Annotated in this window: 32 protein-coding genes and 1 riboswitch; of the genes, 31 read left to right on the forward strand and 1 reads right to left on the reverse strand. The window is 65.4% G+C overall.

Going from position 1 to position 26,821, the window contains the following annotated elements; all coding sequences use genetic code 11:
* The first annotated feature begins 167 nt into the window (after nt 1-167).
* Nucleotides 168-282, forward strand: a riboswitch (TPP riboswitch).
* Nucleotides 283-538: 256 nt separating this feature from the next.
* The 28 genes from A3CW_RS0128300 (at nt 539) to tatC (ending at nt 22,472) form a co-directional block, all read left to right on the forward strand.
* Nucleotides 539-1,687: an FAD-dependent oxidoreductase gene (locus A3CW_RS0128300; RefSeq protein WP_028206557.1), complete on the forward strand. Its 1,149-nt coding sequence runs from the start codon at nt 539-541 to the stop codon at nt 1,685-1,687.
* Between the two features lie 42 nt (nt 1,688-1,729).
* Nucleotides 1,730-1,927 (forward strand): sulfur carrier protein ThiS, encoded by a 198-nt coding sequence (thiS, locus tag A3CW_RS0128305; RefSeq protein ID WP_028206558.1) that lies wholly within the window; start codon nt 1,730-1,732, stop codon nt 1,925-1,927.
* Between the two features lie 80 nt (nt 1,928-2,007).
* Entirely contained in the window at nt 2,008-2,823 is an 816-nt protein-coding gene (locus tag A3CW_RS0128310; RefSeq protein WP_028206559.1) for a thiazole synthase, read from the forward strand.
* Nucleotides 2,820-3,932, forward strand: a complete 1,113-nt coding sequence (gene thiE / locus A3CW_RS51310; protein WP_081771850.1) for a thiamine phosphate synthase — start codon at nt 2,820-2,822, stop codon at nt 3,930-3,932. Before A3CW_RS0128310 ends, thiE begins: the two co-directional genes overlap by 4 nt.
* Before the next feature lie 169 nt (nt 3,933-4,101).
* On the forward strand, nt 4,102-4,923 hold the full coding sequence (locus tag A3CW_RS0128320; protein WP_028206560.1) for an ABC transporter ATP-binding protein: 822 nt from the start codon (nt 4,102-4,104) through the stop codon (nt 4,921-4,923).
* Nucleotides 4,920-5,696, forward strand: coding sequence for a lipid asymmetry maintenance ABC transporter permease subunit MlaE (mlaE, locus tag A3CW_RS0128325; RefSeq protein ID WP_028206561.1), 777 nt, complete (start codon nt 4,920-4,922; stop codon nt 5,694-5,696). Before A3CW_RS0128320 ends, mlaE begins: the two co-directional genes overlap by 4 nt.
* Nucleotides 5,697-5,769: 73 nt before the next feature.
* Nucleotides 5,770-6,351 carry an outer membrane lipid asymmetry maintenance protein MlaD gene (mlaD, locus tag A3CW_RS0128330; RefSeq protein ID WP_028206562.1) on the forward strand — a complete coding sequence of 194 codons (582 nt, stop codon included), beginning with the start codon at nt 5,770-5,772 and terminating at the stop codon, nt 6,349-6,351.
* A 14-nt stretch (nt 6,352-6,365) separates the two neighbouring features.
* Complete coding sequence (locus A3CW_RS0128335) at nt 6,366-7,352, forward strand: MlaA family lipoprotein (RefSeq protein ID WP_028206563.1); 987 nt, start codon at nt 6,366-6,368, stop codon at nt 7,350-7,352.
* A gap of 178 nt (nt 7,353-7,530) precedes the next feature.
* Nucleotides 7,531-8,163 carry an MlaC/ttg2D family ABC transporter substrate-binding protein gene (locus tag A3CW_RS0128340; RefSeq protein ID WP_028206564.1) on the forward strand — a complete coding sequence of 211 codons (633 nt, stop codon included), beginning with the start codon at nt 7,531-7,533 and terminating at the stop codon, nt 8,161-8,163.
* On the forward strand, nt 8,160-8,432 hold the full coding sequence (locus A3CW_RS0128345) for an STAS domain-containing protein (protein WP_028206565.1): 273 nt from the start codon (nt 8,160-8,162) through the stop codon (nt 8,430-8,432). The genes A3CW_RS0128340 and A3CW_RS0128345 overlap by 4 nt, the downstream gene beginning before the upstream one ends.
* A 277-nt stretch (nt 8,433-8,709) precedes the next feature.
* Nucleotides 8,710-9,636 carry an ABC transporter ATP-binding protein gene (locus A3CW_RS0128350; protein ID WP_028206566.1) on the forward strand — a complete coding sequence of 309 codons (927 nt, stop codon included), beginning with the start codon at nt 8,710-8,712 and terminating at the stop codon, nt 9,634-9,636.
* On the forward strand, nt 9,633-10,388 hold the full coding sequence (locus tag A3CW_RS0128355; RefSeq protein ID WP_028206567.1) for an ABC transporter permease: 756 nt from the start codon (nt 9,633-9,635) through the stop codon (nt 10,386-10,388). The genes A3CW_RS0128350 and A3CW_RS0128355 overlap by 4 nt, the downstream gene beginning before the upstream one ends.
* A gap of 15 nt (nt 10,389-10,403) precedes the next feature.
* Nucleotides 10,404-10,643, forward strand: a complete 240-nt coding sequence (locus tag A3CW_RS0128360) for a BolA family protein (RefSeq protein ID WP_028206568.1) — start codon at nt 10,404-10,406, stop codon at nt 10,641-10,643.
* A 108-nt stretch (nt 10,644-10,751) separates the two neighbouring features.
* Nucleotides 10,752-12,014 carry a UDP-N-acetylglucosamine 1-carboxyvinyltransferase gene (gene murA / locus A3CW_RS0128365; RefSeq protein ID WP_028206569.1) on the forward strand — a complete coding sequence of 421 codons (1,263 nt, stop codon included), beginning with the start codon at nt 10,752-10,754 and terminating at the stop codon, nt 12,012-12,014.
* A complete protein-coding gene (gene hisG, locus A3CW_RS0128370; RefSeq protein ID WP_028206570.1) occupies nt 12,011-12,709 on the forward strand; it encodes an ATP phosphoribosyltransferase in 699 nt (232 codons plus the stop codon). The genes murA and hisG overlap by 4 nt, the downstream gene beginning before the upstream one ends.
* Nucleotides 12,710-12,806: 97 nt before the next feature.
* Nucleotides 12,807-14,126: a histidinol dehydrogenase gene (hisD, locus tag A3CW_RS0128375; RefSeq protein ID WP_028206571.1), complete on the forward strand. Its 1,320-nt coding sequence runs from the start codon at nt 12,807-12,809 to the stop codon at nt 14,124-14,126.
* 211 nt (nt 14,127-14,337) lie between these two features.
* A complete protein-coding gene (gene hisC / locus A3CW_RS0128380; RefSeq protein ID WP_028206572.1) occupies nt 14,338-15,414 on the forward strand; it encodes a histidinol-phosphate transaminase in 1,077 nt (358 codons plus the stop codon).
* Between the two features lie 54 nt (nt 15,415-15,468).
* A complete protein-coding gene (gene hisB / locus A3CW_RS0128385; RefSeq protein ID WP_028206573.1) occupies nt 15,469-16,056 on the forward strand; it encodes an imidazoleglycerol-phosphate dehydratase HisB in 588 nt (195 codons plus the stop codon).
* A gap of 255 nt (nt 16,057-16,311) precedes the next feature.
* Nucleotides 16,312-16,953, forward strand: coding sequence for an imidazole glycerol phosphate synthase subunit HisH (hisH, locus tag A3CW_RS0128390; RefSeq protein WP_028206574.1), 642 nt, complete (start codon nt 16,312-16,314; stop codon nt 16,951-16,953).
* A gap of 174 nt (nt 16,954-17,127) precedes the next feature.
* Entirely contained in the window at nt 17,128-17,880 is a 753-nt protein-coding gene (gene hisA / locus A3CW_RS0128395; RefSeq protein ID WP_028206575.1) for a 1-(5-phosphoribosyl)-5-[(5-phosphoribosylamino)methylideneamino]imidazole-4-carboxamide isomerase, read from the forward strand.
* 223 nt (nt 17,881-18,103) lie between these two features.
* Nucleotides 18,104-18,877 carry an imidazole glycerol phosphate synthase subunit HisF gene (gene hisF, locus A3CW_RS0128400; RefSeq protein WP_028206576.1) on the forward strand — a complete coding sequence of 258 codons (774 nt, stop codon included), beginning with the start codon at nt 18,104-18,106 and terminating at the stop codon, nt 18,875-18,877.
* Between the two features lie 4 nt (nt 18,878-18,881).
* Nucleotides 18,882-19,319, forward strand: coding sequence for a phosphoribosyl-AMP cyclohydrolase (gene hisI / locus A3CW_RS0128405; protein WP_028206577.1), 438 nt, complete (start codon nt 18,882-18,884; stop codon nt 19,317-19,319).
* Entirely contained in the window at nt 19,316-19,684 is a 369-nt protein-coding gene (locus tag A3CW_RS0128410) for a phosphoribosyl-ATP diphosphatase (protein WP_028206578.1), read from the forward strand. The genes hisI and A3CW_RS0128410 overlap by 4 nt, the downstream gene beginning before the upstream one ends.
* 99 nt (nt 19,685-19,783) lie before the next feature.
* Nucleotides 19,784-20,176: a DUF4870 family protein gene (locus tag A3CW_RS0128415; RefSeq protein ID WP_028206579.1), complete on the forward strand. Its 393-nt coding sequence runs from the start codon at nt 19,784-19,786 to the stop codon at nt 20,174-20,176.
* Between the two features lie 41 nt (nt 20,177-20,217).
* Nucleotides 20,218-20,586 carry a histidine triad nucleotide-binding protein gene (locus A3CW_RS0128420; protein WP_028206580.1) on the forward strand — a complete coding sequence of 123 codons (369 nt, stop codon included), beginning with the start codon at nt 20,218-20,220 and terminating at the stop codon, nt 20,584-20,586.
* 160 nt (nt 20,587-20,746) lie between these two features.
* Nucleotides 20,747-20,989, forward strand: a complete 243-nt coding sequence (gene tatA, locus A3CW_RS0128425; protein WP_028206581.1) for a Sec-independent protein translocase subunit TatA — start codon at nt 20,747-20,749, stop codon at nt 20,987-20,989.
* Between the two features lie 97 nt (nt 20,990-21,086).
* Nucleotides 21,087-21,644, forward strand: coding sequence for a Sec-independent protein translocase protein TatB (gene tatB, locus A3CW_RS0128430; protein ID WP_028206582.1), 558 nt, complete (start codon nt 21,087-21,089; stop codon nt 21,642-21,644).
* Nucleotides 21,645-21,689: 45 nt separating this feature from the next.
* Nucleotides 21,690-22,472: a twin-arginine translocase subunit TatC gene (gene tatC, locus A3CW_RS0128435; RefSeq protein ID WP_028206583.1), complete on the forward strand. Its 783-nt coding sequence runs from the start codon at nt 21,690-21,692 to the stop codon at nt 22,470-22,472.
* A gap of 117 nt (nt 22,473-22,589) precedes the next feature.
* Here tatC and A3CW_RS0128440 read toward each other — a convergent pair whose 3' ends face one another.
* Nucleotides 22,590-23,807, reverse strand: coding sequence for a Do family serine endopeptidase (locus tag A3CW_RS0128440; RefSeq protein ID WP_028206584.1), 1,218 nt, complete (start codon nt 23,805-23,807; stop codon nt 22,590-22,592).
* A gap of 19 nt (nt 23,808-23,826) precedes the next feature.
* Here A3CW_RS0128440 and A3CW_RS0128445 point away from each other — a divergent pair, with 19 nt between their 5' ends.
* From A3CW_RS0128445 to A3CW_RS0128455, 3 genes are all read left to right on the forward strand, one after another.
* Complete coding sequence (locus A3CW_RS0128445) at nt 23,827-24,573, forward strand: Nif3-like dinuclear metal center hexameric protein (RefSeq protein WP_028206585.1); 747 nt, start codon at nt 23,827-23,829, stop codon at nt 24,571-24,573.
* 237 nt (nt 24,574-24,810) lie between these two features.
* Nucleotides 24,811-25,431, forward strand: coding sequence for a ubiquinol-cytochrome c reductase iron-sulfur subunit (gene petA, locus A3CW_RS0128450; RefSeq protein ID WP_028206586.1), 621 nt, complete (start codon nt 24,811-24,813; stop codon nt 25,429-25,431).
* The gene (locus tag A3CW_RS0128455) at nt 25,431-26,819 is read left to right on the forward strand and encodes a cytochrome b (protein ID WP_028206587.1); all 1,389 of its coding nucleotides are present in this window, start codon (nt 25,431-25,433) and stop codon (nt 26,817-26,819) included. Before petA ends, A3CW_RS0128455 begins: the two co-directional genes overlap by 1 nt.
* The last annotated feature ends 2 nt before the right edge of the window (nt 26,820-26,821 follow it).

The following is a 26,821-nucleotide window of genomic DNA, read 5'->3' on the forward strand; positions in this document are numbered from 1 at the left end:
TGGCGTGGAGACAAAAGCGCACGCCGGCGCCGCCGTAGCGTGGCGCCCATTGTCTCACCGCGCGGGCCTGCGAGGCGAAAGAGGCGGGTTCAGGGCATTGTGCCAGACCAGCACCCCCGGCTCCGCCGAGGTTTGCGGGCCGCGCGCGTTTTGTGGTCTAATCATCGTTGACGAAACAGGGGTGCTTCACCGGTATGCCGGGCATGCCGCCAGTGAGGCTGAGAGAAACCCTTTGCACCCGATCCGGGTAATACCGGCGCGGGAAGTTTCCAGAAAGTCTTGGCCGGCGCCCAGCCTGGTTTTTCAAGGAGGGGGCGCCAGGTTTCCCGCCGGGCTGCGCTTTGGGCGCATGGGTTCGTACGAATTCCGCGAATTTTGTACAGGGCCGTCTGCGCCGCATAGCCTCCACGGTCGGCCTTGCCAGCCGGTTTCGTCCTTGGGTACGTCTGCTGCTGCCGTACGGAAAGGATACGATGACCGCCTATTCTCTTTGTTCCCCGATTCTTATCGCGTTCGCCTTGCGTGACGGAGCGTCGTCATGAGCCGCGCCCGCACCCATAACGTGGGCAGCGTGCCCGACTTCGCCGTGCTCGGCGGCGGCCTGAGCGGCCGGCTCGTCGCATGGCGTCTGGCCGGCGAGGGCCATCGCGTCGCGCTTTACGAGCGCGGCGGCCCCGAAGGCGGCGAAGCCGCGGCCTGGGTCGCGGCGGCCATGCTTGCGCCGCTCGCGGAGGCCGCCGTCGCCGAACTGCTCATCACCGAGCTCGGCGTCGCGTCGCTCGAAACCTGGCCGCGCATCCTGGCCGAGCTGCCGGAGCCCGTGTTCTTCCAGCGCAACGGCACGCTCGTGGTCTGGCATAGCGCCGATCGCACCGAAGCGCCGCTCTTCGAGCGCCGCGTGCGCGCCAACGCGCCGCGTTCGCTCACCGATGCAAACTTCGTCGCGCTCGCCGGTGCGCAGCTCGACGCCGCCGAACCGGCGCTCGCCGGGCGCTTCGCGCGCGGCTGGCTGCTCGAAGGCGAAGGCCAGCTCGACAATCGCCAGGCCCTGGCCGCACTGGCGGCGGGGCTCGCCACGCGCGGCGTGGAAACCTACTGGCACACCACGGTCGACGAGGCCAATCCGCCGCCCGCGCGCGTGACGATCGACTGCCGCGGGCTGGGCGCCAAACCTTCGCTGCCGGGTTTGCGCGGCATTCGCGGCGAAGTCGCGCGCGTGCACGCGCCGGGCATCACGCTCACGCGCCCGGTGCGGCTGCTGCATCCGCGCTATCCGCTCTATATCGCGCCCAAGGAACACGATGTCTTCGTGATCGGCGCGACCGAGATCGAAGGCGAGGACCGTTCGCCCGTGAGCGTGCGCTCGGCGCTCGAACTGCTGAGCGCGGCGTTTGCGGTGCATCCGGCGTTCGGCGAGGCGCGCATCCTCGAGTTGAACACGCAGTGCCGCCCGACGCTGCCCGACCACCGCCCGGCGCTCATCTGGGACGGCAAGACCACGCTGCGCGTGAACGGCCTCTATCGGCACGGCTTCATGATCGCGCCGGAAGTCGCCGACGAAGCCGCGCGCTTCGCCGAGGCGCTGCTCGACGCCCGCGTGAGCGATGCCGATTCCTTCGAGGCGCTGCGCCGCGCGTCGCGCTGGGGCGACATGCTGCACGCGCAGGGCGCGCACGAGCCGGCCTGACGCCGCACCAGAAACAATCCGCAGTTTGAGAACGTATTTGCCATGGACATTCATATCAACCAGAAGCCGATCACGCTGCCCGAGGGCGCGACTGTCGCCGATGCGCTCGCCGCATTCGGCGCGCGTCCGCCGTTCGCCGTCGCGCTGAACGGCGATTTCGTGGCTCGCACCCAGCATGGCGCGCGCTCGCTCCAGGCGGGGGACCGCCTCGACGTCGTGAGCCCCGTGGCCGGCGGCTGAGCCTCGCTCGCCCAAGCCACCGGTTGCGCGCATCGCATGTATAGCAAGCGCGTTCACGACACCGCCAAGGATTCCTACCCATGACCACCACATCCACCGCCGACACGCTCACGCTCTACGGCGAAACCTTCGCGAGCCGCGTGCTGCTCGGCACGTCGCGTTATCCGTCGCTGCAGTCGCTCGCCGACTCGATGGCCGCCGCGCGCCCCGGCATGATCACCGTCGCGCTGCGCCGCCAGATGAACGAGGGCACCGCCGAGGCTGGCTTCTTCGACCTGCTCAAGCGCCACGGTGTGCCGCTCCTGCCGAATACGGCCGGCTGTCTCACCGTCAACGAGGCGGTGACGACGGCGCACATGGCGCGCGAAGTCTTCGAAACCGACTGGATCAAGCTCGAACTGATCGGCGACGACTACACGCTGCAGCCCGACCCGGTCGGCCTGATCGAGGCCGCGTCGCGCCTCGTGAAGGATGGCTTCAAGGTGCTCCCGTATTGCACCGAGGATCTCGTGATCGGCCGGCGTCTGCTCGACGCGGGTTGCGAGGCGCTCATGCCGTGGGGCGCGCCGATCGGCACCGGCAAGGGCGTGATCAACCCCTACGGCTTGCGCGTGCTGCGCGAGCGCTTGCCCGACGTGCCACTGATCGTCGATGCGGGCCTGGGCGTGCCTTCGCACGCGTGCCAGGTGATGGAGTGGGGCTTCGACGGCGTGCTGCTCAACACGGCCGTTTCGCAGGCCACGCACCCCGCGGCGATGGCGCGCGCGTTCGCGCTGGGCGTCGAGGCGGGGCGCGCCGCATTTCTCGCCGGACCGATGGCCGAGCGCGAAGCGGCGGTCGCCAGCACGCCCGTGGTCGGCATGCCTTTCTGGCACCAGGATGGAGACAAGCGATGACTGAAACGCTGCGCCTGCAGGACCGCGAACTGTTCTGGCCGCCCGCCGACGAACTCACCGAAACGGCGGAGCGCATCCGCGCGCGCCTGGGCGACTGGCAGCCCACGCACGCACCGTGGCGCATCTGTCTCACGCCGCCGGACGCCCCCAACGGCGGCGATCTGATCATCGTGACCGACGCGGCGCCGCATCTGGCCAACATCGCGCGCTGGATGACCGACGGCGCGGGCGTGATCGAAGCCGCGGGCGAAAACCCGAAGGCGGCGCGCGCCACGCTGCATCTGGGCGGCGAGCGCTACGCGCTCGAGGGCGAACTGGCGGAAGACTGGATTCCGGCGCTGGCGGCGTTCCTCGACTGCGGCTTCGATCCGCACGACGCGCTCGTGCTCGCGCTCGCCTGGCGCGACGGCGACGAGCAGCAGACCGACGCCTGGCCCGTCGACATCGAGCGTTTTCCGCGCGTGCTGGGCTTGCCCGCCGCGCCCGCGCAGCCGTTCGCGCCGTGTCCCGCGAAGCTTGGCTTGTATCCGGTGCTGCCCACGGCCGACTGGGTCGAGCGCGTGCTCGACTACGGCGTCAAGACGGCGCAGCTGCGCAGCAAGCAGCCGAAGTCTCCGGCGCTCTCGAGCGAAATCGAGCGCTGCGTCGCGGCGGGCCGCAAGCACGACGCGCAGCTCTTCATCAACGATCACTGGCAGGAGGCCGTCGCGGCCGGCGCTTATGGCGTGCACCTCGGCCAGGAAGATCTGCGCGAAGCCGACCTCGGCGCGATCGCGGCGGCCGGCGTGCGTCTTGGCCTCTCGACGCACGGCTACTTCGAGATGCTCACGGCGCTTCATTTCCGTCCGAGCTACCTCGCGTGCGGCGCCGTCTTCGCCACCACGACCAAGGCGATGCCCACGGCGCCCCAGGGCCTCACGCGTCTCGCCCGCTACGTGAAGCTGCTGGACGGCGTCGTGCCGATGGTGGCGATCGGCGGCATCGACGGCAATGTGCTGCCCGAGGTGCTCGCCACGGGCGCTGGCAGCGCAGCGGTAGTGCGCGCCGTGACCGAGGCGGCCGACCCGGCTGCCGCGGTTGCTGCATTGCGCAACGCGTTTACGCAATAATGGTCCGCCCTGGCTTCGGGCTGCGCCGCGTGCGCGACCCGAGGCCGAGGGGGCCGCAACCCGCAGCAGCGGGCGATTGCGGCTTACATCGGCGGGACCAGGGGCGTCACGGCAGGTTTTCCACGATGGCCCTATAATCCCGCCTTCGTGTAAATGGACTGTCAGCCACGTGCCCTCAACCTCTGAGACCCTACTGGAGCTGCGCGACGTCGACTTCGGCTACGGCGACCGGCTCGTCCTGTCCGGCCTGAACATGCGCTTCCCGCGCGGTCGGGTGGTGGCAGTCATGGGCGGTTCCGGTGGCGGAAAAACAACAGTGCTGCGTCTGATCGGCGGCCTCGTTCGCGCCCAGCGCGGCCAGGTGCTGTTCGGCGGCCAGGACGTCGGCGCGCAATCGCGCGACGGCCTCTACGCCCTGCGCCGCAAGATGGGCATGCTCTTCCAGTTCGGCGCGCTCTTCACCGACATGTCGGTGTTCGAGAACGTCGCCTTCGCCCTGCGCGAGCACACCGACCTGCCCGAAGAGCTGATCCGCGACCTCGTGCTCATGAAGCTCAACGCCGTCGGCCTGCGCGGCGCGCGCGACCTCGCGCCTTCGGAAATTTCCGGCGGCATGGCGCGGCGCGTGGCGCTCGCGCGCGCCATCGCGCTCGACCCCGAGCTGATGATGTACGACGAGCCATTCGCGGGTCTCGACCCGATTTCGCTCGGCATCACCGCGAACCTCATCCGCACGCTCAACGACGCACTCGGCGCAACCTCGATCCTCGTCACGCACGACGTGCCCGAGTCGTTCGCGATCGCCGACTACGTGTACTTCATGGCGAACGGCCGGGTGCAGGCGCAGGGCACACCCGCCGAGCTGCGCGCCTCGACCGACCCGATCGTGCGCCAGTTCATCGACGGCGCGCCGGACGGCCCGTTCCGGTTCCATTACCCGTCGAACCTGCCGCTCGAAGCGGACTTCGGCATTGGCGGAGGCCGCTCATGATCGGCGCCATCAGCTCGATCGGGCGCACCGTGCTCGAAACGATCGCGCGCGCGGGGCATGCCACGCGCTTTTTCGTGCGCCTCGTCCTCGAATTCTTCCCGTTGCTGCGCCGGCCGCGTCTTGTCACGAAGCAGATCCACTTCGTCGGTAATTATTCGCTCTTGATCATTGCCGTGTCTGGCCTGTTCGTGGGCTTCGTGCTCGGGCTGCAGGGCTATTACACGCTCAACCGCTACGGCTCCGAGCAGGCGCTCGGGCTGCTGGTCGCGCTCTCGCTCGTGCGCGAGCTCGGGCCCGTCGTCACCGCGCTGCTGTTCGCGGGCCGCGCGGGCACCTCGCTCACGGCTGAGATCGGCCTCATGAAGGCGGGCGAGCAACTCACGGCCATGGAGATGATGGCGGTCGACCCCGTGCGCGTGGTGGTCGCGCCGCGCATGTGGGCAGGCGTGATCGCCATGCCGATCCTCGCGGCTATTTTCAGCGCAGTCGGCATTCTGGGCGGCTACGTGGTGGGCGTGCTGCTGATCGGCGTGGACGCCGGCGCGTTCTGGTCGCAAATGCAGGGCGGCGTGGACGTCTGGACCGACGTGGGCAACGGCGTGATGAAGAGCATCGTGTTCGGCTTCGCCGTGACGTTCACCGCGCTCTATCAGGGCTATGAGGCGAAGCCCACGCCCGAGGGCGTGTCGCGCGCGACCACCAAAACGGTCGTGTACGCGTCGCTCGCGGTGCTCGGCCTCGACTTCCTGCTCACCGCGCTGATGTTCAGCTAAAGACGCCGGGCAGTGACCCGGCCGCGCGGCGCGCACAGGAGCGACGCCGCAATGGATTCTCATTGGGATGACGATGAAAAAGAATGCTCTCGACTTCTGGGTCGGTCTGTTTGTGGTGCTGGGCTTTATCGCGCTGCTGTTTCTTGCGCTGAAGGCCGGCAACATGAGTTCGCTGTCGTTCCAGTCCACCTACCCGGTGAAGCTCAAGTTCGACAATATCGGCGGCCTCAAGCCGCGCGCGCCGGTGAAGAGCGCGGGCGTGACCGTGGGCCGGGTGGCGTCGATCGGCTTCGACTCCAACACGTATCAGGCGCTGGTGACGATCAACCTCGACCAGCAGTACCAGTTTCCGAAGGACACGTCCGCGAAGATCCTGACGTCGGGCCTGCTCGGCGAGCAGTACATCGGCCTCGAGCCGGGCGGCGATTCGGAGATGCTCAAGGCCGGCGACACCATTTCGATGACGCAGTCGGCCATCGTGCTCGAGAACCTGATCGGCCAGTTCCTCTATAGCAAGGCGGCCGATTCGGGCGCCGCGAAGCCGTCCAGCGGCGCGAGCACGGACGCGGCGCCTGCTGCCGCACCCGCGCCCGCACCGGCTCAGGCACCGGCACCGGCTGCTTCGGCGGCACCGGCGGCTTCGGCGGCCCAATAAGAAGGAGAAAAAGAATGACGACCATACGCATGCGCGCCATTACGATTGGCGTCGCAGCGCTTGCACTCGGGGGCTGTTCGACGGTGCAGACGCCGTCGAAGGAAGATCCGTGGGAAGGCTTCAACCGCACGGTGTACACGTTCAACGACAAGGTTGACACGTACGCGCTCAAGCCGGTGGCGCAGGGCTACGTGAAGGTGACGCCGCAGCCCGTGCGCGACAGCGTAACGAACTTCTTCGCGAACATCGGCGACGTGTACAACGCGGCGAACAACTTCCTGCAGCTGAAGATCACCGATGGTGTCGAGGACATCATGCGGATCGTGATCAACACGGTCTTCGGCCTCGGTGGCCTGTTCGACGTCGCGACGCTCGCGAAGCTGCCCAAGCACAACCAGGACTTCGGTCTCACGCTCGGCCACTATGGCGTGCCGCCCGGCCCGTACCTCGTGCTGCCGCTGTTCGGTCCGAGCACGGTGCGTGACGGCGTGGGCCTCGTGCCCAACTACTTCATCAATCCGCTCACCTATGTGGATCCGGCCGCGCTGTCGTGGGGCCTTTACGGCCTGAACGTGGTGAGCACGCGCGCCAACCTGCTTGGCGCGAGCGACCTGCTCGAAGGCGCGGCGATCGACAAGTACTCGTTCATCCGCAACGCCTATCTGCAGCGCCGCCGCTATCTGCTTTCGGACGGCCGCGCGTCGTCTGACAGCAACCTGCCGGATTACGGCGATGGCGCGCCGCTGCCGAAGTACGACGACACCGACGAGGGCGCGGCGGCCGGTGCGGCGGTCCCCGCATCGGGCACTGCGCCTGCGGCCACGCCGAATGCGGCCAGCATGGCGCCCGCCAACCCCAACGGCGCAACCACCGCCCCGGCAACGCTGGAAGGTCCGGCTGGCGCCGCGGCGCCCGTGGGCGCGTCGGAAACCACGGTGCCGGGCGATCAGATGATCCCGCCCGCGCGCATCGGCTTCCCGAGCATGCTGCGTCTGCACTGAGCGCTGCGCTCCGGCGTGGCGCGACGCCTCGCCGGAGCGTTCGTCTGACATATACGTCTGACGTAACAAGCAGAAACGCTTGTCGCACTTTGCTGGCAGTTTTTGACATAGCGAGATAGATCTCGCGTGATATCGTTGGCTCCAACGGGGCAATGTCCCCCTACTAGCAGGACTCGATATGAAAAAATTCTTTCTGTACCCGTTTTTCGCCATGTTTCTTTCGTTTGCCGGCGGTGCGTTCGCCCAGACGGTAGACACCAGCAATCCCGACGCAATGGTTCAGACGGTCACGCAGCAGGTCATGAGCCAGATCAAGGGTGACAAGACCATCCAGTCCGGCGACATCAGCAAAATCACGCTGCTCGTGAACGAAAAGATCCTGCCGTACACCGACTTCCATCGCACCACGCAGCTCGCGATGGGGCGCAACTGGCGCACCGCCACGCCGGAGCAGCAGCAACAGGTCATCGAGCAGTTCAAGACGCTGCTCATCCGCACGTACTCGGGCGCGCTCGCCCAGGTGCGCGACCAGCAGATCCAGTACAAGCCGTTCCGCGCGAACCCGGACGACACCGACGTCGTGGTCCGTTCGACGGTCATGAACGGCGGCCAGCCGATCGAGCTCGACTATCGCCTCTACAAGACGCCGCAAGGCTGGCGCGTGTATGACATCAACGTGCTCGGCGCGTGGCTCATCCAGGCGTACCAGCAGCAGTTCCAGGAAAAGATCCAGCAAGGCGGCGTGGACGGCCTGATCCAGTTCCTCACGCAGCGTAACCAGCAACTCGCATCGGGCAAGGCGACCTCGTGAGCGAGCGTTTCGCCACCGGCGCCAACCTGACCCACGAGAGCGCAAAAGCAGCGCTCTCGGCCGGGTACGCGCAGATCTCGGCGGGCGCAACCGCCGTAGACTGCGCGGCGCTCACCCAGTTCGATTCATCGGCGCTCGCCGTGCTGATCGCCTGGCAACGCGCCGCGCGTGAGCGCGGCGCTTCCCTCGCTGTGCTCAACATGCCCCCCGCGCTCGCCTCTCTCGCGCGCGCCTACGGCGTCGATTCGCTTCTCAACGAGCGACATTGACCCGCGTCGCCTGGCCGGACGCTAGCGTTCGAGCGGTGTAACGCCGCACTGCCGGGCCGACGCCGTTCCCCGCCAAGGCCAGGCCGCGCTTTCCGACTTGGCCTATAATCAACCGTTTTTTGGGCGCTGCCTCGGCGCAAAAAGCACCGCTTGGTATGTAATAAGCGTGCACTGAGACAGCAAAGCCGGCCTCGTAAGCCGTCCCCAATTCCGGTCTTCCCCGCAGCATTGATGCACTCTTGAGCCGCACCGTTCGCAAACGGGCGGCGTATTAGTCATGCCAGCCATAGAAATCCGTAACGTCAAGAAGCGCTACAAGTCGCTTCAGGCGCTCAAGGGCGTCAGCTTCACGGTCGAAGACGGCGAGTTCTTCGGGCTGCTCGGCCCGAACGGCGCGGGCAAGACGACGCTCATCAGCATTCTTGCCGGCCTCGCGCGCGCGGACGAGGGCTCGATCGCCGTCCGCGGCCACGATGTCGTCGCCGACTTCCGCAACGCTCGCCGCAGCCTGGGCGTCGTGCCGCAGGAACTGGTGTTCGATCCGTTCTTTACCGTGCGCGAGACACTGCGCATCCAGTCCGGCTACTTCGGTCTGCGCAACAACGACGCGTGGATCGACGAAGTCATGGCCAATCTCGATCTCACAGAGAAAGCCGACGTGAACATGCGCGCGCTGTCCGGCGGCATGAAGCGCCGCGTGCTCGTGGCGCAGGCGCTCGTGCACCGGCCGCCCGTGATCGTGCTCGACGAACCTACCGCCGGCGTGGACGTGGAACTGCGCCAGACGCTCTGGAAGTTCATCGCGCGCCTGAACCGCGAAGGGCACACCATCGTGCTCACCACGCACTATCTCGAAGAAGCCGAGCAGTTATGCGACCGCATCGCCATGCTCCGGCGCGGCGAGATGGTCGCGCTCGAGCGCACGAGTGCGCTGCTGCAGCGCTTCGCCGGCACGCAGTTGTTCCTGCGCTTCTCGGAAGGCGTGCTGCCGAGCGATCTGCGTGCGCTCGAAGTCGATCCGGCGGGCGCCAGCGCACACCAGCATCTGCTACGCCTCGCGAGTTACGACGACGTGGAGCGTATTCTGGCCAAGTGCCGCGCGAACGGCTGCAAGCTCGAAGAAGTGGAAGTGCGCAAGGCCGATCTGGAGGATGTCTTCGTGCAGGTGATGAACGGTCCTGAAGTGGTCGAGGGTCTCGCATGAGCGGTTTCCGTACACTGTTCTACAAGGAAGTGCTGCGGTTCTGGAAGGTCGCTTTCCAGACCGTGCTTGCGCCCGTCATTACCGCACTGCTCTATCTCACGATCTTCGGCCATGCGCTGCGCGGCCACGTCGAGGTGTATCCGGGCGTGGAGTACACGAGCTTCCTGATTCCCGGCCTCGTGATGATGAGCGTGCTGCAGAACGCCTTTGCGAACAGCTCGTCGTCGTTGATCCAGTCGAAGATCACGGGCAATCTCGTATTCGTGCTCTTGCCGCCGCTCGCTGCATGGGAGATGTTCGGCGCCTATGTGCTCGCCTCGATCGTGCGCGGCCTCGCCGTTGGCGCGGGCGTGTTTGTCGTGACGATCTGGTTCATTCCGATGAGCTTCGCCGCGCCGTTCTACATTCTCGGTTTTGCGGTGCTCGGCTCGGCGATCCTCGGCACGCTCGGCCTGATCGCCGGGATCTGGGCGGAGAAGTTCGACCAGCTCGCGGCGTTTCAGAACTTTCTCATCATGCCGCTCACGTTTCTTTCGGGCGTGTTTTATTCGACGCATACGCTGCCGCCCCTGTGGCGCGAAGTGTCGCGGCTCAATCCGTTCTTCTACATGATCGATGGTTTCCGCTTCGGGTTCTTCGGCCTGTCCGACATCAACCCGCTCGTGAGCCTGTCGATCGTTTTCGTGTTTTTCGTGGCGCTGGCCACGCTCGCCATGCGTTTGCTCGCGAGCGGGTACAAGCTGCGTCACTAAGCAGGAGCCATACTCATGTTGCCGACTCCGGAACAGATCAAGCAGTACATCTCGGCAGGGCTCGCGTGCGAGCACCTCGAAGTCGAAGGCGATGGCCAGCACTTCTTCGCGACCATCGTCTCCTCAGCATTCGACGGCAAGCGCTTGATCCAGCGCCATCAGCTCGTCTACGCGGCGCTCGGCGACCGCATGCGCGAGGAAATCCACGCGCTCAGCATGAAGACGCTCACGCCCGCCGAATGGCAGAACGCATAATCTGGAATCTCAGTGCGAATCACCCAGGACAAAGACGCCGCCGCGAGCGGCGCAGCTCAACATCAAGCGACCCCGCAAGCCGGCCGCACCGATCAGGAAACCTCAGGCATGGATAAACTCGTCATCGTCGGCGGGCAGAAGCTCGCAGGGGAAGTGGCTGTATCCGGTGCAAAGAATGCGGCGCTGCCCATTCTCTGCGCAGGCCTTCTGAGCGCGGAACCCGTTCATCTCGACAACGTGCCCGACCTCCAGGACGTGCGCACCACGCTCAAGCTGCTTGGCCAGATGGGCGTGCGTACCGAGCAGAACGGCGCGCGCGTGCAGCTCGACGCCTCGAAGGTCAACAACCTCGTCGCACCGTATGAGCTCGTGAAGACCATGCGCGCGTCGATCCTCGTGCTCGGGCCGCTCGTCGCGCGCTTCGGCGAGGCGAAGGTGTCGCTGCCGGGCGGCTGCGCGATCGGCGCACGCCCCGTGGATCAGCACATCAAGGGCCTGCAGGCGATGGGCGCCGAGATCAACATCGAGCACGGCTTCATCGAGGCGCGCGCAAAGCGCCTGAAGGGCGCGCGCATCGTCACCGACATGATCACGGTCACCGGCACGGAAAACCTGCTGATGGCCGCCGTGCTCGCCGAGGGCGAAACGGTGATCGAGAACGCCGCGCGCGAGCCCGAAGTGGGCGACCTCGCGCACCTGCTCGTGGCGATGGGCGCGAAGATCGAAGGCATCGGCACGGACCGCCTCGTGATCCAGGGCGTGGACAAGCTCCACGGCGCGCACCACACCGTCATTCCGGACCGTATCGAAGCGGGCACGTTCCTGTGCGCGGTCGCGGCCGCGGGCGGCGACGTCACGCTGCGCCACGTGCGTCCGCGCATCCTCGACGCCGTCACCGACAAACTGCGCGAAGCGGGCGTGACGATCGAAGAGGGCGACGACTGGATGCGCGTGCGCATGCACGAGCGCGCGCGCGCCGTGAACGTGCGCACCTCCGAATACCCGGCGTTCCCGACCGACATGCAGGCGCAGTTCATGGCGCTCAACACGATCGCGGACGGCACCTCGCAAGTGGTCGAAAACATCTTCGAAAACCGTTTCATGCACGTGCAGGAACTGAACCGCCTGGGCGCCCACATCACGATCGACGGCAAGACGGCGCTCGTCGCCGGTGTCGAGAAGCTCTCAGGCGCGAAGGTGATGGCAACCGACCTGCGCGCCTCGGCGAGCCTCGTGATCGCGGGCCTGTGCGCGGACGGCGAAACGCTGATCGATCGCATCTATCACCTCGACCGCGGCTACGACCGCATGGAAGAGAAGCTCACGAAGATCGGCGCGAACGTGAAGCGGATCAAGGGGAGCGCGGCATGAGCACGGTCGAGTCGAGGCCCACGCCGGCGGCCGCGGCCAGCGCGCCGCTCACGCTTGCGCTCTCGAAGGGCCGCATCTTCGAAGAGACGATGCCGCTGCTCGCCGCGGCGGGCGTGCATGTGACCGAAGACCCGGAAACCTCGCGCAAGCTGATCCTGCCGACCACCGACCCGAATCTGCGCGTGATCATCGTGCGCGCGACCGACGTGCCCACCTACGTGGAGTACGGCGCGGCCGACTTCGGCGTGGCGGGCAAGGACGTGCTCAACGAGCACGGCGGCGGCGGCCTGTATCAGCCGATCGATCTCGACATCGCGCGCTGCCGTCTTTCGGTGGCCGTGAAGGACGGCTTCGATTACGCGAATGCGGTGCGCCAGGGCGCGCGCCTGCGCGTGGCGACCAAGTACACGGAAGCCGCCCGCCAGCACTTCGCGGCCAAGGGCGTGCACGTCGACCTCATCAAGCTGTACGGCTCGATGGAACTCGCCCCGCTCGTGGGCCTCGCCGACGCGATCGTCGACCTCGTCAGCACGGGCGGCACGCTGCGCGCGAACAATCTGGTCGAGGTCGAGGAGATCATGGAGATCACGTCGCGCCTCGTCGTGAATCAGGCGGCGCTCAAGCTCAAGCGCGCCGCGCTGCGGCCGATCATCGACGCGTTCGAACGCGCGTCGCGCGGCATGCAGGCGAGCTGACAGAGTAGAAGCGAAGGGCCGGCGCAATCACGCGCCGCCCCGCGCGCAGTGCGTCTCAAAAGGCGTGGCGCGCACAACGTAACGGATGGATACCAGCATGGCTATCACGATGCGCAAACTCGATTCCAGCGCCGAAGGCTTCAAGAAGGCGCTGCACGCGGTGCTCGCCTTCGAGGCGAGCGAGGACGAGGCCATCGAGCGCTCCGTCGCGCAGATTCTCGCGGACGTGAAGGCGCGCGGCGACGCCGCCGTGCTCGACTACACGAATCGCTTCGATCGCCTTGCCGCCCCGAGCGTCGCGGCGCTCGAGCTGCCGTTCAGCGAACTCGAAGCGGCGCTGGAAAGCCTCGAGCCCAAGCAGCGCGCGGCGCTCGAAGCGGCGGCGGCGCGCGTGCGCGGCTACCACGAGAAGCAGCGCATCGAATGCGGCTCGCATAGCTGGCAATACACCGAATCCGACGGCACCGTGCTTGGCCAGAAGGTTACGCCGCTCGACCGCGTGGGCCTTTATGTGCCCGGCGGCAAGGCTGCGTATCCGTCGTCCGTGCTGATGAACGCCATTCCCGCGCGGGTCGCGGGCGTGCGCGAAATCATCATGGTCGTGCCCACGCCCGACGGCGTGAAGAACCCTCTCGTGCTGGCGGCGGCGCTGCTCGGCGGCGTCGATCGCGTGTTCACGATCGGCGGTGCGCAGGCCGTGGCGGCGCTCGCGTACGGCACGAGTACGATTCCGGCCGTCGACAAGATCTGCGGACCGGGCAACGCCTATGTCGCTTCGGCCAAGCGCCGCGTGTTCGGCACGGTCGGCATCGACATGATCGCGGGCCCCTCGGAAATCCTCGTGATTTGCGACGGCACGACCGATCCGCGCTGGGTGGCCATGGACCTGTTCTCGCAGGCCGAGCACGACGAGCTCGCGCAGTCCATCCTGCTGTGCCCGGACCAGGGCTTCATCAAGCGCGTGGAAGACGCCATCGACGAGCTGCTGCCCGCCATGCCGCGCGCCGAAGTCATCGCCACGTCGCTCACGAACCGAGGCGCGCTCGTGAAGGTGCGCGACATGGCCGAGGCCTGCGCCATCGCCAACGAGATCGCGCCGGAGCACCTCGAAATCTCGGCGCTGGAGCCGCAGAAGTGGGGCGCCGAAATCCGCCACGCGGGCGCGATCTTCCTTGGCCGCTACACGAGCGAAAGCCTCGGCGACTACTGCGCGGGGCCGAATCACGTGCTGCCTACGTCTCGTACCGCACGTTTCTCGTCGCCGCTTGGCGTCTATGATTTCATCAAGCGCTCGAGCCTCATCGAGGTGAGCGCGGAAGGCGCGCAAACGCTCGGCGAGATCGCAGCCGAGCTGGCCTACGGCGAAGGCCTGCAAGCCCACGCGCGCAGCGCCGAATTCCGCATGAAGCCGGTGTAAGGCACGCCTCGCGACTCGCAGAAACCGGTTGAGTGAGCCGTCGCGCAGCATGGAGACGCGGTGCGGCGGCAAGCCCCGCGAGTGCGCGGGGCGCAGCAGTTAGACCTTCAGTTTGACCCGCACGCAGCAGAGACCACGACGATAACCAGGGCAGCCGGCTCGCCGAGCTGCCCGTGCCGGCGCCCCCGCTTTTCGCGAGCCGCCTTTCGACATGACGACACCACAAGACATCATCCGTCGCGACGTGCTCGCGATGACGAGTTACCCCGTGCCCGACGCTTCCGGTTTCGTAAAGCTCGACGCCATGGAGAACCCGTTTGCCCTGCCCGCCGACCTTGCCGCGCAACTGGGCGAACGCCTCGCGGCAGTCGCGCTCAACCGTTATCCCGCGCCGCGCCCCGAGGCGCTGATCGCGAAGCTCAAGCAGACGATGCGCGTGCCGGCCGACTGCGACGTGCTGCTCGGCAATGGCTCGGACGAGATCATCAGCATGATCACCATGGCGTGCGCGAAGCCGGGCGCGAAGGTGCTCGCGCCGGTGCCGGGCTTCGTCATGTACGCGATGTCGGCGAAGTTTGCGCAGCTGGAGTTCGTCGGCGTGCCGCTCAAGAGCGACTTCACGCTCGACCTCGAAGCGACGCTCGCGGCGATCGCAGAGCACACGCCCGCCGTGATCTGGCTGGCTTACCCGAACAACCCCACGGGCACGCTGTTCGACGACGCCGACATCGAGCGCGTGATCGCGGCGGCTGCGCAGGCGAAGAGCCTCGTGGTGATCGACGAGGCCTACCAGCCGTTCGCGATGCAAAGCTGGATGCCGCGCGCGGGCGAGTTCGACAACGTGGTCGTGATGCGCACGATGTCGAAGCTCGGGCTCGCGGGCATCCGCCTCGGCTATCTGGCCGGGCGTGCGTCGTGGCTCAACGAGTTCGACAAGGTGCGCCCGCCCTACAACGTGAATGTCCTCACGCAGGCGGCGGCGGATCTGCTGCTCGACCATGTCGACGTGCTCGATGCGCAGGCCGCGCAGCTGCGCGCGCAACGTGCGACGCTGGCCGCCGAAGTGGCGAAGCTGCCGGGCGCCCAGGTGTTCGAAAGCGCGGGCAATTTCCTGCTCGTGCGCGTGCCCGATGCGGCGGCGGTTTTTGACACGCTGCTGTCTGCCCGGATTCTGATCAAAAACGTGGGTAAAATGCACCCATTGCTTGCGAACTGTGTGCGCCTGACCGTTGGCACCCCCGACGAAAACGCGCAATTGCTCGCTGCCCTGAAGCTCGTGCTCCATTAAGCCGAAGCTTCGTTCTCCCACTCTCCTGTTACGGGCTGTTTGAAGGAAATTGCCATGCGCGTCGCGCAAGTCGTTCGCAACACCAGCGAAACGCAAATCCGCGTGAAACTCAATCTGGACGGCACCGGCGAGCAAAAGCTCGCGACCGGCGTGCCGTTTCTCGACCACATGCTCGACCAGATCGCACGACACGGTCTGATCGATCTGGACATCGAGGCGCATGGCGACACGCATATCGACGACCACCATACGGTGGAAGACGTCGGCATCACGCTCGGCCAGGCGGTGGCGCAGGCCATTGGCGACAAGAAGGGCATTCGCCGTTACGGCCACGCCTATGTGCCGCTCGACGAAGCGCTCTCGCGCGTCGTGATCGACTTCTCGGGCCGTCCGGGCCTCGAATTCCACGTGCCGTTCACGCGCGCGCGCATCGGCACGTTCGACGTCGACCTGTCGATCGAATTCTTCCGCGGCTTCGTGAACCACGCCGGCGTGACGCTGCACATCGACAATCTGCGCGGCCTCAACGCGCACCATCAGATGGAAACGGTGTTCAAGGCATTCGGCCGCGCGCTGCGCCAGGCCGCCGAACTGGACGAACGTCAGGCGGGCAAGATTCCGTCGACGAAGGGCAGCCTCTAATCGACGCTTTCACCGACCGGGAGGCGGGCCGCGCTGCGCGCACTGTGCCGGGGCGTGCCTGAGCAGGACTTCGGGCGCGGCGCGCCGGGGCCATCGCCCCCATGCGGCATGCGCGCCACATTAGCCGTTCGGCTTATGGGCTTGCACGCGCCGACTGGCGTACATTGACGGCTTCGAAGGCAGATCAGGGCATATCGCGGCGCACATGCGCCCACACAGCCAGGGGCAGGGCCTTTTGAGCAGGCCGGATTCGAGATGAAAACTTCAATTGCGATTGTTGATTATGGAATGGGCAACCTGCGTTCGGTGGCCCAGGCGCTGAGGCAGGCCGCGCCGGAAGCCGACGTGGCCATCGTCGAGCATCCCGAGGCGATCCGTGCTGCCGACCGCGTGGTGCTGCCGGGGCAGGGCGCAATGCCAGACTGCATGCGCAGCCTCGCCGAGTCGGGCCTGCAGGACGCCGTCCTCGAAGCCTCGCGCACGAAGCCGCTCATGGGCGTGTGCGTGGGCGAGCAAATGCTGTTCGACTGGAGCGCGGAAGGCGACACGAAGGGCTTGGGCCTGCTGCCCGGCAAGGTCGTGCGCTTCGATCTGGAAGGCCAGTTGCAGGACGACGGCTCGCGCTTCAAGGTCCCGCAAATGGGCTGGAACCGCGTGCGCCAGGCGCGCGCGCACGCCCTGTGGGACGGGGTGCCCAACGAAAGCTTCTTCTACTTCGTGCACAGCTACTATGTGGTTCCGGCGGATGCGGCGCACACCGTGGGCGAAACGCCGTACGGCGCGGCCTTTACCTCGGCAGTGGCGCGGGATAACATCTTCGCCACCCAATTCCACCCGGAAAAGAGCGCCGCTGCAGGCTTGCGCGTCTATCGCAACTTCGTCCACTGGAACCCCTGATTTCCCGCGGCGCTGACGCTCGCAGCCGCCTTCGCGCACGAGCGCCGCGGCATTCGAATTGCGTCAGCAAGGCCGCCGAAAGAGTTGTACTAAACTAGCGAAACGGCGTCGGATCGGGCCTTTTTTCCGCCGGCGCTGCAGACTTCAACCTCATTCCCAGACACACCCGAAGCTATGCTGCTGATTCCGGCCATCGATCTCAAAGACGGTCACTGCGTGCGCCTCAAACAAGGCGATATGGACCAGGCGACGATTTTCTCCGAGGAACCGGCGGCTATGGCCCGACACTGGGTCGAGCGCGGCGCGCGGCGCCTGCACCTCGTCGACCTCAACGGCGCGTTCGCCGGCAAGCCGAAGAACGAAGACGCGATTCGCGAGATCATCCGCGCAGTCGGCGACGAGATCCCCGTGCAGCTTGGCGGCGGCATCCGCGACCTCGACACCATCGAGCGTTATCTCGACGACGGCCTGTCCTATGTGATCATCGGCACCGCCGCCGTGAAGAATCCGGGCTTCCTCCAGGAAGCATGCACCGCATTTGGGGGTCACATCATCGTGGGCCTCGACGCGAAAGACGGCAAGGTCGCGACCGACGGCTGGAGCAAGCTCACCGGTCACGAGGTCGTGGACCTCGCGCGCAAGTTCGAGGACTACGGCGTCGAGTCGATCATCTACACCGATATCGGCCGCGACGGCATGCTTCAGGGCATCAACATCGAAGCGACGGTGCGCCTCGCGCGCGCGGTGAAGATTCCGATCATCGCGAGCGGCGGTCTTTCCAACCTCGCCGATATCGACGCACTGTGCGAGGTCGAGGACGAAGGCGTGGAAGGCGTGATCTGCGGCCGCGCGATCTACTCGGGCGACCTCGATTTCAACGCCGCGCAAACGCGCGCAGACAGCCTGCGCGAATCGGACGACGCGTAAAGCGTCGTATGCCGGCCTCCGTCACTGGAGGCCTTTTGTTTTTGGCGCTGCGGCGCCATCTCCATGGGGACTGGCGCTCGCGCGGGATAATTTCGCCTCGAGGCGCAAGGCAAGGCGCAAAGCGCGCGACAATGGGCTGCGCGCCACGCCCGAACCGGGTCCGGCAGCCTTCTCGCGAAAGGTGCTCGCCGCACACACACCGACTGGCAACTTCGGCAAGATCATGGCTCTACCCAAACGCATCATCCCCTGCCTCGACGTGACCGCCGGGCGCGTCGTCAAGGGCGTCAATTTCGTCGAACTGCGCGACGCGGGCGACCCCGTCGAAATCGCACGCCGCTACGACGACCAGGGCGCCGACGAACTCACGTTCCTCGACATCACCGCGACCTCCGACCAGCGCGACCTGATCCTGCCGATCATCGAGGCGGTGGCTTCGCAGGTCTTCATTCCGCTCACCGTGGGCGGCGGCGTGCGCGCCGTGGCGGACGTGCGGCGCCTGCTCAACGCCGGCGCCGACAAGGTCAGCATGAACTCGTCGGCGGTCGCCAATCCGCAGCTCGTGCGTGATTCATCCGACAAATACGGCTCGCAGTGCATCGTCGTCGCCATCGACGCGAAGCGGACTTCGGCGCCGGGCGAACCCGCGCGCTGGGAAGTGTTTACGCACGGCGGGCGCAAGGCCACGGGCTTCGACGCCGTGGCGTGGGCGCGCAAGATGGCCGAGCTGGGCGCGGGCGAAATCCTGCTCACGAGCATGGACCGCGACGGCACGAAGAGCGGCTTCGACCTCGCGCTCACGTGCGCGGTGTCCGACGCGGTGCCGATTCCCGTGATCGCCTCGGGCGGCGTGGGCGGCCTGCAGGATCTGGCAGACGGCATCGTCAAGGGCCATGCCGACGCCGTGCTGGCGGCGAGTATCTTCCACTATGGCGAGCACACGGTGGGCGAGGCGAAGCGCTTCATGGCCGACCAGGGCATTTCGGTGAGGATGTAACGCGATGAGCAACACTCAAACCGGCAAACCCGATAACGACCTTGCCAATGCCAACTGGCTCGACAAGGTCAACTGGGACGCCAACGGCCTCGTGCCCGTGATCGCGCAGGAAGCCACCACGGGCGACGTCCTGATGTTCGCGTGGATGAACCGCGAAGCGCTCGCCAAAACAGTGGAACTGCGCCGCGCCGTGTACTTCTCGCGCTCGCGCCAGCGCCTGTGGTTCAAGGGCGAGGAGTCGGGCCACGTGCAGCACGTGAGCGACATCCGCCTCGACTGCGACGAAGATGTCGTGCTCCTCAAGATCGAGCAGGTCTCGGGCATCGCGTGCCACACGGGCCGCCACTCGTGCTTTTTCCAGCAATTCGAAGGCACCGTCGACGAAGGCCGCTGGGTCGCCGTCGACCCGGTGCTGAAAGACCCCGAACACATCTACAAATGACGCAACTGAACACCAACGACACCCTGCTGCGCCTCGCGGCGGTGATCGACAGCCGCAAGGGCGGCGATCCGGACGCCTCCTACGTCGCGCGCCTGTTTCACAAGGGCGACGACGCGGTGCTCAAGAAGGTTGGCGAAGAGGCGACCGAAGTCGTGCTGGCCGCGAAGGACGTGCGTCAGGGCGGCGCACCGAAGGCGCTGGTCGGCGAGATGGCCGACCTGTGGTTCCACTGCCTCGTTACGCTCTCGCACTTTGATCTGAGTCCCGCCGACGTGCTCGCGGAACTGGAACGTCGCGAAGGCCTTTCGGGTCTCGAGGAAAAGGCGCTACGCAAGAGCCGCGAGCGCGAAGAGAGCGGCGAGTGAAGGTTGCCGTGCGGCGCACCCACTAACAGAACGATGGCTTTGCATGGAACCGGAGTAAGGGCTGAAGCCCTAACTCCGGATCGACAGGAGATGAACAACATGTCCACGTCCGGCGACTATCCGCCCCCTTCGTACCGCAACGGCGTTGACGCGGACCGTTTGCGCAGCCTGCGGACTTTCACGCACGTGCTGTACGCGCTCTATGCGGTGTACTGGCTGACCGGCGGCATTTCGGTGCTGGTGGCGATCATCCTGAATTACCTCAAACGCGACGAAGCGCTCGGCACGCCCTATGAGCAGCACTTCACGTGGCAAATCCGCACGTTCTGGCTCGGTCTGGCCGGCCATCTGATCGGCGGCGTGCTCATCTTCGTGCTGGTCGGCATTCCAATTTTGTGGGCTGTCGCAATCTGGACGTTGTACCGTATCATCAAAGGCTGGCTGTACTTGTACGACAACAAGCCGCTGCACAACCCGCGCGCCTGGTTCTGAAGGCTCCGGGGGGGCGTGCGGTTTTGCTCACCAGGAGCACCATGAGTCACGACCGCAGCACCTGTCTCTTCTGCAAGATTGCCGATGGCCATATTCCCAGTACGCGGGTGTACGAGGACGACGAGTTCGTCGCCTTCCGCGATATCCGGCCTGCAGCCGAAACACACGTCCTCGTGATTCCGCGCCAGCATATTTCCACCCTCGCCGATTGCGGTGAAAACGACGCGCCGCTGCTTGGTAGAATGTTTGTATTGGTCGCGCGGCTCGCAAGGGAATTGGGCGTCTCGTACACGGGCGGCGAAACCGGGTTTCGCACGGTGGTGAATACGGGGCCGGGCGGCGGGCAGGAGGTCTACCATCTGCACGCGCATTTGCTCGCTGGGCCGCGTCCGTGGCACCGCATGGGCTGAGTGCCGGCGGCGGTGAAAGTCGGTATAAATGACGGATGGCGTGGGTCTCACTGAAGCGTCGCGCTAAAGGGTCGCACGCCACGTCCATGCAACATCGAACAGGCACAATTTATCGCGTCGCGCAGGTCGCGCGGCGGCGGGGTTAAGGAGAGAGTCAATCATGGGTTCGTTGAGCATTTGGCACTGGCTGATCGTCTTGTTAATCGTTGCGCTCGTCTTCGGCACCAAGAAACTGCGCAATATCGGTAGCGATCTGGGCGGTGCGGTGAAGGGTTTCAAGGAAGGCATGCGCGAGAACGAAGGCGCCGGTGTGGACGCGCAAAAGCGCGAACTCCCGGCCGACGGCGGTGCGGTCGACGTCGAAGCCAAGGACAAGACGCAGCGCTCGAACGATTTCCGCTAAAACGCGTGGCGGCCGTTTTTTTCGCCGCCACTTGTTTTTCCGCTTGTTTCCCGCTTGTTTCCATTAAGGCAGCCAAGGCTGACGGAAAACTCCATTCATGCTCGATCTCGGTTTAACCAAGATGGCGCTGATCGGCGTCGTCGCGCTGGTCGTTCTCGGGCCGGAGCGGCTGCCGCGTGTCGCACGCACGGCGGGCGCGCTGTTCGGGCGCGCGCAGCGCTATATCAACGACGTCAAGGCGGAAGTCACGCGCGAGATCGAACTCGACGAGTTGCGCCGCATGAAGACCGAGTTCGAGGCGGCGGCGCAGAACGTCGAAAAGAACGTTCAGGACAACCTGCGCAAGCATGAAACCGAGTTGAACGACGCGTGGAACGCGGGCACGTCGGTGTCGCCGAGCATCGCAGGCGGCGCGGATCCTGCCAGCGTGGAAGGCGCCGCCAACGCGTTGGACGGCGTCGCCACGCAATCGGGATGGCGCTCCGGCAACGCGGGCGCGAGCGGCGCGAAACGCAAGAACTGGCGTGTGAAGCAAAGCGCCGCGCCGGCCTGGTACAAACGCGCCACGCTGCGCCGCACGCGGGTGCAATCGGGCGCTGCGCGCGTAGCGCAGCATACCCCGGCGAGCCTGCGCCGTCCCACGCGGTTCTTCTGACGCGGATCCGCCTTTGCGCACGACTATTTCCAACCGAGGGCCGGTGTGAGCGACCCCCAGCAAAAACTGGAAGAAGGCTCCGAAGAGACCTTCATTTCCCATCTCGTCGAACTGCGCGACCGCATCATTCGCGCAGGCATTGCCGTGATCGTCGTGTTCGTCGGGCTCGTCTACTGGGCGCCCGACATATTCCGGCTGCTTGCGCGTCCGCTCATGCAGAACCTGCCGCGCGACGGCAAGATGATCGTCACCGACGTGACCGGCTCGTTCTTCGTGCCCATGAAGGTCACGATGCTCGTGGCCTTCGTGATCGCGCTGCCGGTCGTGCTCTACCAGATCTGGGCGTTCGTCGCACCCGGCCTGTACCAGCACGAAAAGAAGCTCGTCGTGCCGCTCGTGGCGAGTAGCTACACGCTCTTCCTGTGCGGCATGGCGTTCGCGTATTTCGTGGTGTTCCCGACCATCTTCCGCGTGATGGCGCACTACAACGCGCCGCTCGGCGCGGAGATGACGACCGATATCAACAATTACCTGAGCTTCGTGCTCACCATGTTCATCGCGTTCGGCGTGACCTTCGAGGTGCCGATCATCGTCGTGTTGCTCGTGCGCATGGGCGTGGTCACCGTGAAGAAGCTCAAGCAGGTCCGGCCCTACGTGATCGTTGGCGCGTTCATCGTCGCGGCAGTGGTGACGCCGCCGGACGTGTTCTCGCAGCTCATCCTCGCGCTGCCGCTCATCATCCTGTACGAGTTGGGCATTATCGCGGCGCGTATCTTCGTCGGCACTGGCGAGAAGAAGCCCGCGGACGAGAGTCAGGCGGCGAGCTAGCCCCGCTGGCTCAGCGGAGAAAAAGCCGCAGGAAAGCAAAAGGCCGCGAATCCACATTCGCGGCCTTTTCGTTTTCTGCTCGCGGGTAGGGCGCGACGCCCCACCTGCGGTGTGACATCAACCTCCGTCGTCGTCGCCTTCGCCGTCTTCCTGGGCCGGCTGCTTCGGCGGCGGCGGGCGCTTGCCGATCAGCACGTCGAGATCCATGTCCTTGTTCTTGCGCACGAGGTGGATCTTCGCGTCCGTGCCCGGCTTGATCTGCGCGATGACGTTCAGGAGGCGCGTGGTGTCGGTGATGGCCTCACCGTTCACCGAGGTCAGGACGTCGCCCGGCTTGATGCCGGCCTTGTCGGCGGGGCCGCCCTGCAGCACGCCCGCGACGATGGCGCCAGACTTCTCCTTGAGCCCGAACGAGTCGGCGATCTCAGGCGTCACGTCCTGTGGCTCCACGCCGATCCAGCCGCGCGTGACCGAACCCGAGGTGATGATGCTCTCCAGCACGCTGCGCGCCGTCGAAACGGGAATCGCGAAGCCGATGCCGAGCGAGCCGCCCGAGCGCGAGTAGATGGCCGTGTTGATGCCGAGCAGGTTGCCGTTCACGTCGACGAGCGCGCCGCCCGAATTGCCCGGATTGATCGGCGCGTCGGTCTGAATGAAGTTCTCGAACGTGTTGATGCCGAGGTGATTGCGGCCCAGCGCGCTGATGATGCCCATCGTGACCGTCTGGCCCACGCCGAACGGGTTGCCGATGGCGAGCACGACGTCGCCCACGCGCGTCTGGTCCATGCGGCCGAGCGTGATGGTGGGCAGGTTCGGCAGATTGATTTTGAGCACCGCCAGATCGGTTTCCGGGTCGATGCCGATCACCTTGGCGTTGGTGGTGCGGCCGTCGGAAAGCGCGATTTCGATCTGGTCCGCGCCGTCGATTACGTGCTGGTTCGTTAGAATGTAACCGTCCGGACTGACAATGACGCCCGAACCGAGGTTGGCGGCAGGCTGCTCCTGCTGCTTCTGGTTTTTGTTGCGATCGCCGAAGAAGTAGCGAAATAGCGGATCGTTCTGGCGGGGATCGGGCGGCAGCGACCCATCCTTGCTCGAGAACACGTTGACGACCGCGGGCATGGCCTTCTGGGCGGCGTCCGCATAGGAGCCCTGGGCGGCGCCTCCACCAATACCTGGCGCCACTTCCCGCAGTGCGACGATCGGTTCGGCAAGCTGCTTGCCGAACTGCCCCTGGTGCTGCAGCCACTGCGGTTTGAGCGTGGCGATGATGAACATCAACGCCAGCAGGACCGTCACCGCCTGGGCGAAGAACAGCCAAAAGCGTCTAAGCATCTGAAGATTAGAGGATTATATGGATCGGATCGAACTGGAATTGTATCTGAACAATCTTCTGGAATCCGCGCGGTTCAAGGACTACTGCCCCAATGGCCTGCAGGTCGAAGGGCGGCGGCGCGTGCAGAAGATCGCCACGGGCGTGACCGCTTCGCTCGCCTTCCTCGAAGCCGCGCTCGAGTGGGGCGCCGATGCCGTGCTCGTGCACCACGGTTACTTCTGGAAGAACGAAGCGCCGCAAATTACGGGCCGCAAGTACCGGCGTTTGAAGACGCTAATCGCGAACGATATCAACCTGTTCGCCTACCATCTGCCGCTGGACTGCCATCCCGAACTGGGCAATAACGCGCAGTTGGGCGCCCGATTCGGCTGGATCGGCGAACAACGCTTCGGCGACCAGGATCTTGGCTGGATGGCCACGCTGCCCATGCCGATCACGCTCGCGCACTTCACCGCCGAGGTCGAGCAGACGCTCGGCCGCGCGCCGCTCGTGCTCGGCGACCCCGACTGGCAACTGCGCCGCGTAGCCTGGTGCACGGGCGCGGCGCAAAGTCTCTTCGACGCCGCGATCGACGCCGGCGCGGACGTCTTCCTCACCGGCGAAATCTCCGAGCCGATCACGCACACCTCGGCGGAAAGCGGCGTGGCGTTCCTCGCCGCGGGCCACCACGCAACCGAGCGCTTCGGCGTCCAGGCGGTGGGCGCGCACCTCTCGGAAGCCTTCGACATCGAGCATCTTTTCATCGATATCGACAATCCCGTTTGATTGCGTATTCGGCGCAAATTGTCGTGGCGCAGCATCGTTTTATTCATGAGGCATTTACAAACTGAAAAGAAAGTGGCCCTCTTTTCTGCGGGAAAACCCCGAGATATCAAGGACTTCCGAGGCTTTTTCGAGAACGCCCCTTGTAAATGCCAACTCCATTCGAGCAAACTAGCGTTCGGCAGCACCGCGGGTAAGCTGGCGTGACGGAAAAATCCAACTCAGAAGTGGGGCGATGTGATGCGAGACAAAGAGAATGACCGCGTCGATGGCAGCCGCCGAACCTGGCTGATTGCGACGTCCGTAGCAGGTGGCATTGGAGGCGTGGCCACTGTCGTACCTTTCGTAGGTTCCTTTGCACCATCCGAAAAAGCCCGCGCCGCCGGGGCGCCCGTCGTAGCCGACATCACGAATCTGCAGCCCGGCTCGATGATGACCGTGGCCTGGCGCGGCAAGCCCGTGTGGATCCTGAACCGCACGGATCGCATGATGGCCGACGTCAAGAAGGCCGATCCCGATCTGGCCGACCCGAACTCCGAACATCCGTTCTCGATGCCGATGCCCGAGTACTGCATGAACGAATTCCGTTCGCGCGCCGAGCATCAGAACATTCTCGTGGCCGTGGCCGTCTGCACCCATCTGGGCTGCACGCCGACGCCGCGCTTCCAGGAAGGCCCGCAGCCGAACCTGCCCGACAGCTGGCCAGGCGGCTTCCTGTGCCCGTGCCACGGCTCCACCTACGATCTCTCCGGCCGCGTGTTCAAGAACAAGCCGGCGCCGCAAAACCTCGACATTCCCCGCTACATGTTCGCGTCCCCGACGCAGATCGTGATCGGCAAGGACGAAAAAGGAGAAGCGTGATGGCGACGGGAACCGAAAAGGATGTGGTGGAGACGGCCGGCCTGCAAGGCTGGATCGACAAGCGCTTTCCGATGACCGCGACCTGGCGCGCGCACCTTTCCGAGTACTACGCGCCGAAGAACTTCAACTTCTGGTACTTCTTCGGCTCGCTGGCGCTGCTCGTGCTGGTCAACCAGATCATCACCGGCATTTTCCTCACCATGAACTACAAGCCCGATGCGACGCTCGCGTTCGCATCGGTCGAGTACATCATGCGCGAGGTGCCGTGGGGCTGGCTCATCCGCTATATGCACTCCACGGGCGCTTCGATGTTCTTCGTGGTCGTGTATCTGCACATGTTCCGCGGGCTTTTGTACGGCTCGTACCGCAAGCCGCGCGAGCTCGTGTGGATCTTCGGCTGCGCGATCTTCCTGTGCCTGATGGCCGAGGCCTTTTTCGGCTACCTGCTGCCCTGGGGCCAGATGTCGTTCTGGGGCGCCCAGGTGATCGTGAACCTGTTCTCGGCGATTCCCTTCATCGGCCCGGATCTCTCGCTGTGGATTCGCGGCGACTACGTGGTGTCGGACGTCACGCTGAACCGCTTTTTCGCGTTCCACGTGATCGCCATTCCGCTGGTGCTGGTCGGGCTCGTGATCTGTCACATCATCGCGCTGCACGAAGTGGGCTCGAACAACCCGGACGGCATCGAGATCAAGGCGAAGAAGGACGCGAACGGCGTGCCGCTCGACGGTATCCCGTTCCATCCGTACTACTCGGTGCACGACTTCATGGGCGTGTGCATCTTCCTGATGATCTTCGCGGCGATCGTGTTCTTCGCGCCGGAGATGGGCGGCTACTTCCTGGAGTCGAACAATTTCGTGCCGGCCAACCCGCTGCAAACGCCGCCTGAAATCGCGCCGGTCTGGTACTTCACAGCGTTCTACGCGATGCTGCGCGCCACGACTGACCCGTTCAAGATCGTGCTGATGATCGTGATCGCGCTGCTCGGGCTGCTCGCGCTCGTGCGCGCCCGCGGCAAATGGCGCGCTGGGCTGCCGGTGCTGGCCGTGCTCGTGGTCCTCGCCATGTACTTCACCGAGTCGAAGTTCTGGGGCGTGGTGGTGATGGGTACGGCGGTGATCTCGCTCTTCTTCCTGCCATGGCTCGACCGCTCGCCGGTGAAGTCGATCCGCTACCGGCCGTTCTTCCACAAGGTGTTTCTCGGCATCTTCGTGCTGGCGTTCCTGACGCTCGCGTTCCTTGGCACGAAGCCACCATCGCCGGCGGCCACGCTGATCGCCCAGATCTGCGCGCTCGTCTATTTCGCTTTCTTCCTCGGCATGCCGTTCTGGACGCGGCTTGGAACTTTCAAGCAGCCGCCCGAGCGCGTGCGGTTCAAGCCCCATTAATT

This window comes from Paraburkholderia nodosa DSM 21604, from assembly GCF_000519185.1.
GTDB classification, from domain to species: Bacteria; Pseudomonadota; Gammaproteobacteria; order Burkholderiales; family Burkholderiaceae; genus Paraburkholderia; species Paraburkholderia nodosa.